This window comes from Anaerobium acetethylicum (genome assembly GCF_900096945.1).
Taxonomy (GTDB): domain Bacteria; phylum Bacillota; class Clostridia; order Lachnospirales; family Lachnospiraceae; genus Anaerobium; species Anaerobium acetethylicum.
Map to the genome: position 1 here is coordinate 1 of NZ_FMKA01000056.1, position 13,447 is coordinate 13,447.

Sequence of the window (13,447 nt, forward strand, 5' to 3'; positions counted from 1 at the left end):
AATAGTTCCATGATATTCTCATCAATTACGATATTATTAATGCGTGATTGATAGAAGTAGTAGGCTTTCAGTCTCTGATGTAAATCTATATAGTGCAATTTATAGTCCAGGACTTCACAGATAACAAAGGGATCTCGGCTACCTGCTTTCTTGACCAGAGCATCTACCACATTAACAATGTAATCAATTGTCATTTGGTATCACTTCCTTCAAAAATATTTTGGCATTTTGCTATTATAACAGTAGCAAAAATACTGTCCTATTAAACGGACTCGTCAATTGGCGGCTTCGTTTTTTTCTTTCTGGAGAATTTTTCAGATGCTTCTTTCTTTGATGAAATATACACCTGCATTAATGATTGCATGAATATCTCTTTGGCATCATCATCAAGATCGCCACCAGCGAAAAGCGCTCCAGCACGGTCTAATACATCTTTTGCCTCTTTTGCACCCTTATAACCGAATTTGTCTTTGACAGTATCGAGAAAGTCTTCATTCTCAATATTTTTCTGCTTATCAGCTTCTTCATCATCTACCAGATAAGATACAGATACACTTAGCGCATCTGCCAGTTTCCTGATATTACTTTTTCTTGGGAGTGTATTTAGTTGTTCATAGGTATAGAGTGAACGCTCTGAAATACCTGTTATTGCCGCAAGCTCGGTCTGGGATAGATTTTTTAATAATCGAGCCTCTTTTACTTTTTCACCAAAAGTCATGTTACTACCTTCTTTCCAGGAAGAAAAATTTTATTTTTGTAACTTCCGATTAACTATTGACAAACTTCTTTTTGATGATATAATCATGTTTGTTAAGTAACTTCTGGTTAATCATATATCAGAACTTCCGAATTGTCAATAAAAAGTTCTGATTATATAATTGGTAACTTCTGAAAAGAAACGAGGTGATGAGAGATGGGTAAACGAGTCATATTGCATTCAGATATTAACGCATGTTATGCGGCAATAGAACATTTGCATCGTCCTGAGCTGAATGGAAAACCTTTGGCTGTAGGCGGAGACCCCGAAGCAAGACATGGAATAGTCTTAACCGCAGATTATATAGCTAAAAAATACGGTGTGAAAACAGGTATGGCACTTTGGCAGGCGAAGCAGGTTTGCCCAGAACTCAACATTGTTTCACCAAGAATGGATTTGTATTTGCGATTTTCCAGAATGGCTCATGAGATATATGGGGAATACACGGATCTACAAGAACCGTATGGAGTGGATGAATCATGGTTGGATGTGACCGCCAGTGGTTCATTAAAAGGTGATGGATACAAGATAGCAAAAGAAATTAGCAATCGTATGAAATCAGAATTAGGCATAACCGTTAGTATTGGAGTATCCTTTAATAAAATTTTTGCTAAACTTGGTTCTGATTATAAGAAACCAGATGCCATTACAACTATGTACGAAGATGAATTCAAAAGCAAAGCATGGGCACTTCCAGTATCTGATCTTTTATATGTAGGACGGAGTACCAATCAGAAGTTAGCACGATTTGGAATCAAGACTATTGGAGACTTAGCACAAACAGACGAACATTTATTAATGTCACATCTTGGCAAGATGGGTGGTATTCTCTGGGGATTTGCGAATGGCTATGATGACTCACCTGTAAAAATGGAACATACACATGCACCAATTAAATCTATTGGAAATAGCACTACTACTCAAAGAGATTTAGAGAATGATGAGGATGTAAAAATTATTCTTTACATTCTTGCAGAGAGTGTTGCAGCAAGACTTCGAGATAATGGATTTAAGTGCAGGGTGGTGGAAATCAGTGTCAGGGATAATGAACTTTATTCATTTACCAGACAGCATAAGATTGATCATGCCACGAATATTACTGGGGAGATTGCAACCGAAGCGTATCGAATATTCAAGGAAAATTACAACTGGCGAAAGCCAATCAGAAGCGTAGGAGTTCGAGGGGCAGATCTTGTCAACGACAATTACTGGGAACAGATGGATTTGTTTTCTAGTGTAGAGCAAAGAGAAAAACAGATGAAATTGGATGATGCAGTAGATACCATAAGACGACGATTTGGATTTTATAGTGTTCAAAGAGGTCTTATGTACCGTGATAAGAGTCTCTCTTCTGTGAATGCAAAAGAGGATCATACGACTCATCCAATCGGATATTTTGGCTAAAAGGAGGTATTTAAGTATGGCTTATATGAGATACGATTTAAACGATAAACAGAATAAAATCTATGACTTTTTATGTGATTTTCTTAAGGCGCATGGTTTTCCGCCAACTGTAAGAGAAATTGCAGAAATGGCGGGACTTGCTTCAGCATCTAGTGCACATCATTATTTGAAGCAATTAGAAGAAAAGGGATATATCCGCCGAGTAGAAGGAAGTCCAAGAGCAATTGAAATAATGTGAGGAGGTGGTTGTAGCATGGAGAGTGTAAAGGTATATGTGGATGTTACTGCTGAGTTTTCAAAAGAAGGAGTATTAACACCAAAAAGTTTTATATGGAAAGATGGCAAAGTATATGAGATTCAGCGTGTAAAAGATATGCGTCGAGCTGCCAGCATGAAGGCAGGTGGTGTAGGAATGAGATATACATGTGTTGTTGATGGTAGAGAAAGTTATCTTTATTATGAGGACAACAATCTCTGGTTTGTAGAAGGGAAAGCCGGAGCCTGATTATGTGTGGTGACATGTAATCAGTTGGCTTCGAAGATCAGCATATGGTTGGGGCATATTAGACAGGTATGTAACGGAACTCCCACCAGATAAGCTTGCAAAGGTGATTCCCTTTTCCTTTCAAGTACAAAATGTTACTGATGATTTTGTATTGTAAAGGAGCAGACTGAACGATGAGAGAATTAAAACAAATTGAATTTTATTGTAAGAAATGTAGAAAAAGTATGAAAATGGCATATTTACTTACGGGTAATGATGATGAACCTGTTTTAACAGGGATGATTATCAGATGTCATACAAATAGATGTACCAGAGTTATGGTACTAAAAAAGTACACAGAGGGAATGCTGATTGCCCGAGCAGATAATGAAGGGAAAGTATATATCTAAAAAAAATCAGAGCAAAGTTAACATCAGATATAGTAATTGCTATGTAACAAAGACAATTTAATGAAGGCCTCATGATATGGGAGACGTATTGAATTACGGCAAGGCTGATGCTTGCTAAGACGGACTCACCGTGGACGCATGGGAAAGAAACCAGTTTAAGGACTGGACTTTCTCATGCGTCCTTTTTTGTTGCAAAAAAATTCATAGTAGTAGGAGTGATTTTCCATCCTTAAACGTTTATCGAGCCAAACAAACGAAAGGATGGATTTTTATATGGAAAGAGAAGTTAAATTATTTACAGAAGACACTATGAAAGATATGGGAAAAAGAATACAAGATGCAAGAAAAAATAAAGGGTTTAAAGCAATAGATTTTGCCGATATAATAGGTATAGGTAAAGATCAATTATCAAGAATTGAAAATGGTAGAGTTGTTTGTAAATTGGAATATATATATGTTATTGCTCAGTACTTGGAAATATCAACTGACTATTTATTATATGGAAAAGAAAAATATAAAGTAAGCGATGAATTGATTGCGACAAGAAATATTGAAAAAAAGTTGCAAATAATACGTTTGTTAAATGAACTGTAGAGGTGAAGTATGGGAATAATTTTTGTTAATCTTAAGGCTATGGAAAACAGAGATAATTTAAATGTAAAACCACAGGGGGATACTGAACTTGAAAAAGCACAATATGTATATGAATATATAAAGAAAGCTAATGACATAGTCTTTGATGGTGTTATAGTGACGGAATATGGCGCAATAATTAAGTTGATACATGAGACGTATAAGTATGAGAGTAGAACAACGGAGGAATACTGGCAAGATAAGATATCCAAGGACACAATGGTTTATATGATGTTTGAAAATATTGTATTGTCATTTGATTATTTTTTGTACCAGGAAAAAAAGGTATCTGATTTCTATAAATGCCGGACGTATACAGAAGTAAAATTCAACTTTATTTTTAGAACTGATATTAAAGAAGTGAAAAAAATTGACATTATCAAAGATGTGCTTGAATTAGAAAAATTAGATGGAATATCAATATATGATGGTGGAAAAAAACAAGCTGATAAAGATGAAATTACTCAAGAACGCAATAAAATGAAAAAAATATTGTTTACAGATAAGGCTGGTGTGGCAAAAAAACTTGAACAATATTTAGGAATTAAAGAAGATAAAATCAGTAAAGAGAATCGCATTGATTACTATAAGATGGTTTTTTTGCTGTATTACTTGGATAAACACGGAATAGAATATGGAAATAAACAATTTCAGAGGATAAAAATTCTAGATAGTATTACCAAACCAAGACTTCAGCTTGTTGCTAATTTTCTTGAACATACAAATATACCAGAACCGGCTGAGGAACTTGAATTACTAAAGAATGAAATTGTCAAGCATTTATCTTTGAACCAGATAAATAGGATAAATAGAATCTATGTTCAATTGATATATTGCTATGAGACAACATTCCAGTATATAGGTAAGCTTTTAGATGTTCCTATAAATGTGTTTATTGAGGAAAGAGAATTAACAGATATAGAAAATCGTGTTGATAAATGCATGGAAGCAATAAAAAATGTTCAGGAATATGAACAAAAACATACATATGAGGATTCTGTGTGGGAGATAGGGTATTTGAAGTATAAGGCATTTATACGTAGATGTGAAAGAGAGGATTCATATAAGAGTCTAAAATATGCTTATGATTTAGGAAAGCCCGTAGGAAAGATGCTATTCGAACAAACAGCTGATCCAAAGATTCGCTTTTATGAAGTGCCTAAAACAGGTTTGGCAGATTTTATAAAAAGAGAAAGTGAATGGTTTGCGGAGTCAATATCAGGGAAATGTACAAAGAGGTGGGTACAAAATCATACGGAAGATATAGTGAAATTGTGTTCTATTATGGAACGCTTTTTTCGAAGAACAGTTTTTGATGGTTTTCCTTTAACAATGGTAATTGCATCTGCCCAAGCGTTATATGAGGCAAAAACAAAGAAACTTGTATATGAAAACAACTACAAGGGATATTATGGAAATAAAGCTAAATCGTTATATGCTTCATTAAAAAATATAGATGTGAATGAAAATACAGATGCATTTGATTATGCGTGGACTGCTTTAATAAAAAGATGGTGCAACTATAATGAAATTAAATATGGTTTATATGAGCATTCCGTTCGAATAGATCTTAAATTTACGGAGCTGATTCGTAAAGTAGTGGAATTAGATTCAGTAAGTAATATTGATATTTTTGTGGAGGGAATGTTTGCAGAATTAGGTTTACCACAGGAATACAGAATGACTGGAATAAAACAGAAGGTACAGCAAGAGATACAGGAATTAAGTGGGTATGAGTTGATTATTGAGGATATGCGAATACTAAGGGAATTTGAACATGAGAATTTTATAGAATATTTTTGTCACGAATTGACTGAAATAATACAATTTAACGAATATCAATACGATGAGAATATTTTTCAATTTCATTATAACATGAGATATATGGCTGTTAAGTTCGAACAGAACAAAGAGGAAGGAAAAATACGATTACTAGAGATGAAATATCTGCAATTAGGGAATCAGTATAATATGTTTCAAAGAGCAATCGAACTAAAATTGCCTTGGTTTACAGAAGATTTCACAGATTTTTAGCATTGATGTATAAGATATAAAGTGTTATAATGATTTGGACTGAAAGGAATTGTCGGCTTGGGGCGTACAAGTACTTTCAACACATAATTTACAAGCGGGTGGCTACGTACCCTAGAAATATAGAGAATCCATGGTAAGAAGCGCCATTGGGTCAGCAGACAGTGATTTGAAATGTGCTGGACAGCAGGGATTGTTAGGGTGAGAGACCTGGCATATCTGACAGGAATAATTACATAGGAAAAGTATGCAATATAGCAGTTAACTATTAATTTAGTTAGCTGCTTTTTTTTACCCAATTTTATGATTTTTCACGCCCTCGAATGAAGTGTTTAGAAATGATACCTTATATTCAGGAGGTGATAGTATGGCTTCATTTATTGATGAGGACGCCCTCGAATGTGAATGCTGTGGACACATTGGCATGTGGCTCAACGGAGATTTTGATGTTGAGTGTCCAGCCTGTGGTGCAGAATACTCGCTAATCGACGAAGACGAAGAGTAAACAGTAAAGAAATAGTAAAGAAGGAGGTGTTTTAATGCTTCAAGAGAAGCTGTTAAGAGCTATTGACGATAATCAAACATTAGAAATTGCACAACGCATAACAGCTTCTCGTGAAGCTGCACAGATTTCTTCGCAGGAGATGGCGGACTTCGTGGGTCTTAGCTATGAGCAATACAGAAGAATAGAACGTGGAGTAGTGCTTGTAAAAACAGAGCATATAAATGCAATTGTACAAGCATTGGGTGTAACGGCTGATTACATTTTATATGGAGATACAAGCCAAATGAAGCATGATAGCATTTCTGAAATACTAAATGGATTAAGTAAGGAAGAATTAGAGCGTGCAGAGAGAATTCTTATTGCCGCTTTCAAATAAACGACTTCCGAAGTCGTGTTCTGAACAGAAATACGACTTACGCAGTCGAGATACAAAATCTATTGTGTTTTATGATATATATGTGCTCGACGGAGTATACCACTTGAGAGTGGATGCGCAGAAGCTCTCCTAATCAAATTCAGAATAGGAGAATATTACAATGAAACACAAGATTTTAAGAATGAAAAATGAACAGCAGGCAGAAGCAAAAGAGACAAGAGTGCCAAAAGGACAGGGTGTCATCTTCATTAAAACCCGCAGGTCAGATGACAAGATTCATGTACTAGTTACTGAGATGCTTGAGGTAGCAGATGCAACAGGTGTTGAAATGGTTGATATCATCGTAGATGAATTAGCAGGTGGAGATATTGATCGTGAATCTGTGGACAGGTTAAGCGATTGGATTGAAAACTCAGGCGTTGGTATTATTTTTGTAAAGTCAATCACAGACCTTTCAAATGATGTAGATGATCTGGACAAGTTCATAGAAAAGGCTATGTACTTTGGCATGATAATTGTGGATTTCACTGAGAAGGCAATCATCGCACCATATTTACCAGAGGGCGATGAAGAATAATGAAAGAAAAGGTTGTTAGCTGCTGGGGGTATCCCCTGGCACTCAGCCGATGCAATTTTATAAACACCGAGTGGGGAACTATTGTGTATAGCCAGTGTGGTGATTTTCTTGGTAAATATGAAACGGAATCGGCAGCTTATGAAGAAGTCAAAGCAATGATTGAAGAAAGAGCGAGGAATGGAGGTCTGATTGGATATGTTGAATAAATATGATGGATATACAGTTGGACCGAATCTTCGCCAGCTTAGAAAAGATAAAAAGTTATCCGTGTATCAGGTAAGCGAATTGACAGGATTAAGTAATTCCAGTATTAACCAGATTGAACAGGGTGGAAGAGGTCTAAGTATGAATGGATTATACCTTTTAATGGATGCTTATCAGTGTGATGCAAATAAACTTCTTAATATAGAAGAAACGGATACCAAGATGAATAAAAATGAGGATTCAATAGACAGCAGATTATCGGAACTACCTGTTGAACAACAGAATTATTTAAGACACATATTTGAATTTATGATTGAGCAGGCAACAGGGCTTGTATCTTAGTGGAGGTTATATTATGAGTAGAAGAAAAAAGAAAGAACCTATTATTGAGGTTATCGCATACTTATCAACTACTGGACCATTATGGGAAACAAAAAAGCGTGAGAAAAATCAGGAACGCTACATTAGAGAATATGCAAGAGCACACAATGTTAAGATTGTAGGCATTATGAGAAGAAATGGTCTTGGTCAGGGTGACTGCAATCAGCAGTTTGAGAAGATTGCGCAGCTCATTCGACAGAAGAGAGTGGAAGGAGTCATTGTGGCTAATATGATGGCAATTTCCTTAGATATTCCAGATGCTTATTACAAAGTCGGAAAGATTAAGGCAGTAGGTGGTGCGATTATTACAGTGGATGAAGGTTCGCTGGGGATGAATGTAAAAGACAGGGAGGAAGTATAGTTATGAAGAGTAAAAATTATTATAAAGAGTACAAAAGAGGACAGGTTGTATATGTAGATTTTGGATGGAAGCCAAATGGTGTCCAGGGATTCATTAGACCTGCGGTCGTGGTTTCAGCTGATGCAAGTAATCATTGCAGAGCACCACAGGTTACAGTGTGCCCATTAAGCTCTAAATTAAAAGATATTAAGGTGCATGTGAAAATTAATCCATTGGATGTAAATGGACTTCACCTTCATAAAATCTCTGATTTTATGCCAGAGGATATGCAAACTGTATCAAAGAGTGCAATCAGGGGACACATTGGGTATATTACGGTGGCTTCTAATGTAATGGAGGAAATTGATAAATCATTGATTACACAACTTTCCTTATGGGAGACAGCAAAAAAACTTGTGAGGGAGGAGCTGCTTCATGGAGAGAGCAAAGAGGAAAAAATTTGTTAGATATGCGGAAGGTGCAGAACTGTATTCTATGGGACTGACAAAGTTTCAAGAGTTGGCAAAAGACGCAAAAGCCTGTTACAAAATCAATCAGCTTGTACTCGTGAATTTGGATGTAATTGATGAGTATTTAGAGACATTCAGAATAACGGAAGACAGCTTCTATAAATAAATATGGAGAGAGATAGAGAAACTTGTACTTTAATGCTTGACTTTATGACGGACAAAAAGTATAATCATGATATGAGGAGGTGCAACATGGCAAGAACTGGTAGACCAAAGAGTGATGATCCGATGGATAAGAAAGTCAGTGTGAGATTCACGAATGAAGAATATGAGATTTTGCTAGAGTATGCAAAGAATCATGAATTATCTGTAACGCAAGCGATAAAAATGAGTTTGAGAATGAACATATTATCAACTCAGAAATAGTGCAAGCTCTCTATCCCTCGGAAGGAGGAAAAGATGGCAGCACGAAAAGATGGAAAAGGACGAGCATTACGCAAAGGTGAGTCGTATCGTAAGAGTGAGGGAAGAACGAGATATTCCTACTGTTACACTGATCCATTTGGAAAAAGGAAGTATATTTATTCCAATAACCTGGCAACTCTTAGAGAAAGAGAAGAACAGCTTATAAGGAATCAGATGGATGGATTAGATGTGTATGTAGCAGGAAGTGCCACACTTAATTATGTGTTTGACCGTTACCTATCAACAAAGACAGAATTAAGAAGTACAACGTATTCCAATTATCGGTACACATGGGATCATTTCATTAAAGATGGATTTGGCAAGAAGAAAATAGGAGATGTGAAGTATTCAGATGTGTTAGCCTTTTACAATCATTTAATCACGGAATTGGGATTGCAGGTAAATACACTGGAAAGTATCAATACAGTATTGCATCCAACCTTTCAACTTGCAGTCAGAGATGATATTATAAGAAAGAATCCAACTGATGGTGCATATGCGGAGATTAAGAAACGAAATGGTGGAAGTCGCAAGACAAGACATGCTCTTACTGTAGAGCAGCAGCGTTCCTTTATGCAATATGTAGCAAAGAATCCGATATTTTATGTGTGGTATCCGTTCTTTATGTTATTGCTAGGAACAGGATGTCGAATTGGAGAAGCCATTGGACTTCGCTGGGATGATGTTGATATGGAGAAGCGCCTGATTAGTATCAACCATAGTTTGACATACTATCCAAGGCGTGAGGAAACCTATGTATGTGAGTTTAGGGTATCAAAGCCTAAGACAGAAGCAGGTGTCCGGACAATTCCAATTATGGAACAGTTATATCAGATTTTATTGCAGGAACGTGAGAGACAGAAACAAGAAGGATTCTGTAGTAATGAAGTAGATGGAATGACGAACTTCATATTTACGAATCGCTTTGGAAACCCTCATAATCCGGCAGCAGTAAACAGAGCCATTAAGCGTATAGTTGATGCACATAACGCAGAAGAAGAAATTAAGGCAAAAAAGCAGAAGCGAGAACCAGTAATGTTACCTAGATTCTCATGCCATATATTCCGTCATACATTTGCTTCAAGATTTTGTGAGAACGAGACAAATGTGAAAGTTATTCAGGAAGTTATGGGTCATGCGGATGTATCAACAACCATGAACATTTACGCTGAGGTTAATGAAAGTATTACAAGACAATCGCTTGAGAATTTAGCAAAAAATATGGATGTTTTTTAGGGAAGAGCCACTGTTAAATGCAACTTTCCAAAAGGACAGCAAAAATAGAACAAGGACATCAATTGGACATCAAAAAGCCATGAAAACGGGAATAAATGCGAATGAATTTGAAGAATTGTAGAGGTACGATTTAAAGCAATACAAAGAAGTTCGTAGGAGTGTAGTTAAACTCCAACAAAATTTCCGACGATGAAGACCATCGAGAAATAAAGTCAGTAAAATCAAGGGTTCCGAGGTTTTAGATAAGAGTTTGACAAAGAAATGACCAAAAATTTATATGGTCATAAGAAAGAATATGTAAAAATATACAACACAGGTTTTGAAATATAAGTTAATAATCAGCACTACTGAGAGGACATTTTCTAAAGAAATTTAGAAGATTGTCCTCTCTTTTGCGTTATGGAAAAATCATCTACACTTAAAAATTAGTCAGAGAATCGAAAGGAGAATATTATGCTTCCAAAAAAAACAGTAAAGAAGGTCAATCCAGATAAGTTTGTTCGATATGATGAAGGAGCTCAGATGTATCACATGGGACTGTCTAAGTTTCAACAACTGGCAAAAGATGCAAAAGCGTGTTACAAGTTCAATCAGTTGGTATTGGTAAATCTTGAAATTCTAGACGAGTATATTGAAACATTTAGAATACTTGATGATGACTTTTACAAATAAGAGGTGATGATGTGTTGAATAAGCTAAAACCGTCAGTCAGAGAGAATCAAATGTCGTACTGTTTGACGAGTTTGATAAACCACATCCGGTATTTTATAGTGCATTTTATCAATTATTTGACGAAGGTATCTTGGTAGATAAAAATTATACTGTAAAAATGCAGAACTCAATTATTATATGCACCTCTAATTTTTTGTCAGAGAAGCATATTAAAGAACAATTAGGGGATCCTATTTATTCAAGATTTGATGCTGTAATAGAATTTGAGCCTCTAAGCAAAAAATCTTTGATGATAATAACTCAAAAAGAATATAAAAAGCAATTTGATAAGCTAGATGAAGAAGAGAAAGAATTAGTTGTTGAGTCGGGAATATATGAAAAAATAATGAAAGTATCTGATAAGTTGGACAATGCCAGACAAATCAGGAGAATTATCAGGGAAGCATTTAGTTCTATCATTATTAATAATTTACTATAAATCGGTAAGAAGGATGCTTTATTATTAATAGTTCTCACGCCAGTTGCAATGAAGCAAGTAACTAACGTTTTATCTAACACTTATGCTGGCATATGCAACATAAGCTTGAATATATTGTTTCAAAAAAATCTGACATAGTAATCTGCATACTATTAATACGATATCCGTATGTATTCTGAATAGTAAATCTATATTCCATAAGAGTGGTGGGTATATTGTACATACTTGCAGCTTCAAAAAAGGTATATTAATTTAGGTGGTTTTGAATAATATCATTTTTCAGCACGAGATCAAGGGCAAATTGATAGCGAAGATTATGAGATAGAGTAAGAAAAGTGGGAACTTCATAATATAGTAATTTTAGAGAGAAGTTCACACTGTTTTTATATTAAAAAAGGTAAGGTTGACACGAAATAATATAAAATATATAATTTACTCAATATTAATGAAAGGACGTTGCATATGGAAGAGATAAATGACAATCTATATCATAAGATTATTCAATTATATCAAGAAACTTCTTCTGTAAAAGAAACAGCAAAGAAGTTAGGCACATATCCTATTAAGGTACGTCGTGTCCTTATTACTGAAGGTTTATGGAACAGCAATACAAGTGTTCAGATAGGTTCTCTATATGAAAGGGGATTATCTGTTGCTGAGATTGCAAAACAGCTTTTTATATCTGAAAAGAATGTTCAATCGTATCTTCCATATAGCAGAGGACAATATGGCGGAGACAATCGAAGTGATGAAGCTGTGCGAAGTGAAGTGTACCGTGAACGAATGCATGTAGCTGAAAGTTCACAAATAAAGAAGCTTAATCAAAATACTAATCAATATATGAATCCAGATAAAGAAATGGAGAATAATCGAATGGATAAATTAGATATATTAATGGAACGTACCAGACAGCTGGCAGAAGAACGACCAATCCCTTATGCTATAAACCTTCATTTGGAATTGGACATGGAAGACAAGGCTTTAGGATCAAATGAAGTAGGTATCCTAGTGCAATATGGAAAAATGATGAACAATATTTCAAGAGATATCATTGTGCCTGGAGATATTACGCTACATGCACTTCATTATGCAATAAACAGAGCTTTCGGATGGCAGAATAGTCATTTGCATAGTTTTCATCCATGTGAAGATGATTATAATAAGATGATTAAATCAGGTAAATTTTCAGATTGGGCTAAACTTGCAGGCATGTATTTCCGTTTTCCATGTGAAGATTATGAAGATATTTATTGGGATGATGATTATAAAGCTGGGATTAGTGTGAAAAACTGGATGCGGAAAAAATATACTGGACCATATTATTATGGAGGAACTAGAGAATATTTCTGTATGTGTCAGAAGGATGTAAAAGAGTTATATGAGTGGCAGCCTACCTTAGAAGTAAGAAAATCATTCGGAGAATGGATGGATGAATGCAAAGCACTTGCTGAAAAAACAGGAGACAAAGAAGCAAAGGCAGATATGATAAAACGCATTGCACCAATTACAGAGGTGACAATTACAGAGCTTGCAGACAGCATTACTTTTGAAGGTGGCTTTGATGAATTAATAGAAAGACTTCCAATCTATGATATTTTACTTATGCCAGGAATGATACAAAACTTTGATTCATGGGATTTTTCTAATAGACTAATACTGAAAAATTCAGAAAAGGAAGAGATATATCTTGCTCCAGTCACATCACCTATTCTAAATGCAATCCGTTACAGGTACGATTATGGTGACGATTGGAATGTAAAAATAACTGCGACGGCATGTTATGAGACAAAGGAGGAGTATAAAGCATCTGGAAACCCAATAGAACCAATGGAAGAACACCGACCAGTATGCGTGGATGTAGATGCACTGCCAGTATGTGATGATGTTGGTGGAATCTATGGATATTGTAATATGCTTGAAGTTCTTCATGGAGAAGATTTAGAAGAAAAAGAATCTATGAAAGAATGGGCTAGAGGTATGGGTTGGACTGGAAGAAAGACAAATCCTCCAAATATTTTATAGAA

Annotated in this window: 19 protein-coding genes and 2 pseudogenes; 19 read left to right on the forward strand and 2 right to left on the reverse strand. The window is 35.4% G+C overall.

Annotation, left to right across the window (positions count from 1 at the left end):
• Together BJR36_RS20605 and BJR36_RS18925 are read right to left on the reverse strand one after the other, a co-directional pair.
• Window positions 1–194: pseudogene (locus BJR36_RS20605) on the reverse strand (ImmA/IrrE family metallo-endopeptidase); the annotation flags it as partial.
• Window positions 195–262: 68 nt separating this feature from the next.
• On the reverse strand, window positions 263–718 hold the full coding sequence (locus tag BJR36_RS18925; protein WP_091236997.1) for a helix-turn-helix domain-containing protein: 456 nt from the start codon (window positions 716–718) through the stop codon (window positions 263–265).
• Between the two features lie 195 nt (window positions 719–913).
• On the opposite strand from BJR36_RS18925, the gene dinB reads away from it, so the two are divergent.
• From dinB to BJR36_RS19015, 19 genes and pseudogenes are all read left to right on the forward strand, one after another.
• Entirely contained in the window at window positions 914–2,161 is a 1,248-nt protein-coding gene (gene dinB / locus BJR36_RS18930) for a DNA polymerase IV (protein ID WP_091236998.1), read from the forward strand.
• A gap of 16 nt (window positions 2,162–2,177) precedes the next feature.
• Window positions 2,178–2,399, forward strand: coding sequence for a LexA family protein (locus BJR36_RS18935; protein WP_242875675.1), 222 nt, complete (start codon window positions 2,178–2,180; stop codon window positions 2,397–2,399).
• A gap of 15 nt (window positions 2,400–2,414) precedes the next feature.
• Window positions 2,415–2,666, forward strand: a complete 252-nt coding sequence (locus tag BJR36_RS18940) for a hypothetical protein (RefSeq protein ID WP_091236999.1) — start codon at window positions 2,415–2,417, stop codon at window positions 2,664–2,666.
• A 173-nt stretch (window positions 2,667–2,839) separates the two neighbouring features.
• Entirely contained in the window at window positions 2,840–3,055 is a 216-nt protein-coding gene (locus BJR36_RS18945; RefSeq protein ID WP_091237000.1) for a hypothetical protein, read from the forward strand.
• A gap of 273 nt (window positions 3,056–3,328) precedes the next feature.
• Window positions 3,329–3,649, forward strand: coding sequence for a helix-turn-helix domain-containing protein (locus BJR36_RS18950; protein WP_091237001.1), 321 nt, complete (start codon window positions 3,329–3,331; stop codon window positions 3,647–3,649).
• A 39-nt stretch (window positions 3,650–3,688) separates the two neighbouring features.
• Window positions 3,689–5,722, forward strand: coding sequence for a hypothetical protein (locus BJR36_RS18955; protein WP_207648917.1), 2,034 nt, complete (start codon window positions 3,689–3,691; stop codon window positions 5,720–5,722).
• Window positions 5,723–6,086: 364 nt separating this feature from the next.
• Window positions 6,087–6,224 (forward strand): hypothetical protein, encoded by a 138-nt coding sequence (locus tag BJR36_RS20480; RefSeq protein WP_169823787.1) that lies wholly within the window; start codon window positions 6,087–6,089, stop codon window positions 6,222–6,224.
• Between the two features lie 34 nt (window positions 6,225–6,258).
• Window positions 6,259–6,600, forward strand: coding sequence for a helix-turn-helix domain-containing protein (locus tag BJR36_RS18960; RefSeq protein ID WP_091237003.1), 342 nt, complete (start codon window positions 6,259–6,261; stop codon window positions 6,598–6,600).
• 160 nt (window positions 6,601–6,760) lie between these two features.
• The gene (locus tag BJR36_RS18965; protein ID WP_091237004.1) at window positions 6,761–7,177 is read left to right on the forward strand and encodes a recombinase family protein; all 417 of its coding nucleotides are present in this window, start codon (window positions 6,761–6,763) and stop codon (window positions 7,175–7,177) included.
• Entirely contained in the window at window positions 7,177–7,383 is a 207-nt protein-coding gene (locus BJR36_RS18970; protein WP_091237005.1) for a hypothetical protein, read from the forward strand. Before BJR36_RS18965 ends, BJR36_RS18970 begins: the two co-directional genes overlap by 1 nt.
• Window positions 7,373–7,723 (forward strand): helix-turn-helix domain-containing protein, encoded by a 351-nt coding sequence (locus BJR36_RS18975; RefSeq protein ID WP_091237006.1) that lies wholly within the window; start codon window positions 7,373–7,375, stop codon window positions 7,721–7,723. The genes BJR36_RS18970 and BJR36_RS18975 overlap by 11 nt, the downstream gene beginning before the upstream one ends.
• A gap of 13 nt (window positions 7,724–7,736) precedes the next feature.
• On the forward strand, window positions 7,737–8,123 hold the full coding sequence (locus tag BJR36_RS18980; RefSeq protein WP_091237007.1) for a recombinase family protein: 387 nt from the start codon (window positions 7,737–7,739) through the stop codon (window positions 8,121–8,123).
• Window positions 8,124–8,125: 2 nt separating this feature from the next.
• On the forward strand, window positions 8,126–8,569 hold the full coding sequence (locus BJR36_RS18985; RefSeq protein WP_091237008.1) for a type II toxin-antitoxin system PemK/MazF family toxin: 444 nt from the start codon (window positions 8,126–8,128) through the stop codon (window positions 8,567–8,569).
• On the forward strand, window positions 8,538–8,738 hold the full coding sequence (locus BJR36_RS18990) for a DUF6462 family protein (protein WP_091237009.1): 201 nt from the start codon (window positions 8,538–8,540) through the stop codon (window positions 8,736–8,738). The genes BJR36_RS18985 and BJR36_RS18990 overlap by 32 nt, the downstream gene beginning before the upstream one ends.
• An 86-nt stretch (window positions 8,739–8,824) precedes the next feature.
• Entirely contained in the window at window positions 8,825–8,998 is a 174-nt protein-coding gene (locus BJR36_RS18995; RefSeq protein ID WP_091237010.1) for a CopG family transcriptional regulator, read from the forward strand.
• A gap of 33 nt (window positions 8,999–9,031) precedes the next feature.
• Entirely contained in the window at window positions 9,032–10,273 is a 1,242-nt protein-coding gene (locus tag BJR36_RS19000) for a tyrosine-type recombinase/integrase (protein ID WP_091237011.1), read from the forward strand.
• Between the two features lie 453 nt (window positions 10,274–10,726).
• Window positions 10,727–10,945 carry a DUF6462 family protein gene (locus tag BJR36_RS19005; protein ID WP_091237012.1) on the forward strand — a complete coding sequence of 73 codons (219 nt, stop codon included), beginning with the start codon at window positions 10,727–10,729 and terminating at the stop codon, window positions 10,943–10,945.
• A 40-nt stretch (window positions 10,946–10,985) separates the two neighbouring features.
• A pseudogene (locus BJR36_RS19010) lies at window positions 10,986–11,423 on the forward strand (AAA family ATPase); the annotation flags it as partial.
• A 462-nt stretch (window positions 11,424–11,885) separates the two neighbouring features.
• On the forward strand, window positions 11,886–13,445 hold the full coding sequence (locus BJR36_RS19015; protein ID WP_091237014.1) for an IS1096 element passenger TnpR family protein: 1,560 nt from the start codon (window positions 11,886–11,888) through the stop codon (window positions 13,443–13,445).
• Window positions 13,446–13,447 lie beyond the last annotated feature (2 nt).

Bases quoted from the DNA above. Each gene is read 5' to 3' on its own strand.
- BJR36_RS18925 (WP_091236997.1), bottom strand. From the start codon at position 718: ATGACTTTTGGTGAAAAAGTAAAAGAGGCTCGATTATTAAAAAATCTA.
- dinB (WP_091236998.1), top strand. From the start codon at position 914: ATGGGTAAACGAGTCATATTGCATTCAGATATTAACGCATGTTATGCG.
- BJR36_RS18935 (WP_242875675.1), top strand. From the start codon at position 2,178: ATGGCTTATATGAGATACGATTTAAACGATAAACAGAATAAAATCTAT.
- BJR36_RS18940 (WP_091236999.1), top strand. From the start codon at position 2,415: ATGGAGAGTGTAAAGGTATATGTGGATGTTACTGCTGAGTTTTCAAAA.
- BJR36_RS18945 (WP_091237000.1), top strand. From the start codon at position 2,840: ATGAGAGAATTAAAACAAATTGAATTTTATTGTAAGAAATGTAGAAAA.
- BJR36_RS18950 (WP_091237001.1), top strand. From the start codon at position 3,329: ATGGAAAGAGAAGTTAAATTATTTACAGAAGACACTATGAAAGATATG.
- BJR36_RS18955 (WP_207648917.1), top strand. From the start codon at position 3,689: ATGGAAAACAGAGATAATTTAAATGTAAAACCACAGGGGGATACTGAA.
- BJR36_RS20480 (WP_169823787.1), top strand. From the start codon at position 6,087: ATGGCTTCATTTATTGATGAGGACGCCCTCGAATGTGAATGCTGTGGA.
- BJR36_RS18960 (WP_091237003.1), top strand. From the start codon at position 6,259: ATGCTTCAAGAGAAGCTGTTAAGAGCTATTGACGATAATCAAACATTA.
- BJR36_RS18965 (WP_091237004.1), top strand. From the start codon at position 6,761: ATGAAACACAAGATTTTAAGAATGAAAAATGAACAGCAGGCAGAAGCA.
- BJR36_RS18970 (WP_091237005.1), top strand. From the start codon at position 7,177: ATGAAAGAAAAGGTTGTTAGCTGCTGGGGGTATCCCCTGGCACTCAGC.
- BJR36_RS18975 (WP_091237006.1), top strand. From the start codon at position 7,373: ATGTTGAATAAATATGATGGATATACAGTTGGACCGAATCTTCGCCAG.
- BJR36_RS18980 (WP_091237007.1), top strand. From the start codon at position 7,737: ATGAGTAGAAGAAAAAAGAAAGAACCTATTATTGAGGTTATCGCATAC.
- BJR36_RS18985 (WP_091237008.1), top strand. From the start codon at position 8,126: ATGAAGAGTAAAAATTATTATAAAGAGTACAAAAGAGGACAGGTTGTA.
- BJR36_RS18990 (WP_091237009.1), top strand. From the start codon at position 8,538: ATGGAGAGAGCAAAGAGGAAAAAATTTGTTAGATATGCGGAAGGTGCA.
- BJR36_RS18995 (WP_091237010.1), top strand. From the start codon at position 8,825: ATGGCAAGAACTGGTAGACCAAAGAGTGATGATCCGATGGATAAGAAA.
- BJR36_RS19000 (WP_091237011.1), top strand. From the start codon at position 9,032: ATGGCAGCACGAAAAGATGGAAAAGGACGAGCATTACGCAAAGGTGAG.
- BJR36_RS19005 (WP_091237012.1), top strand. From the start codon at position 10,727: ATGCTTCCAAAAAAAACAGTAAAGAAGGTCAATCCAGATAAGTTTGTT.
- BJR36_RS19015 (WP_091237014.1), top strand. From the start codon at position 11,886: ATGGAAGAGATAAATGACAATCTATATCATAAGATTATTCAATTATAT.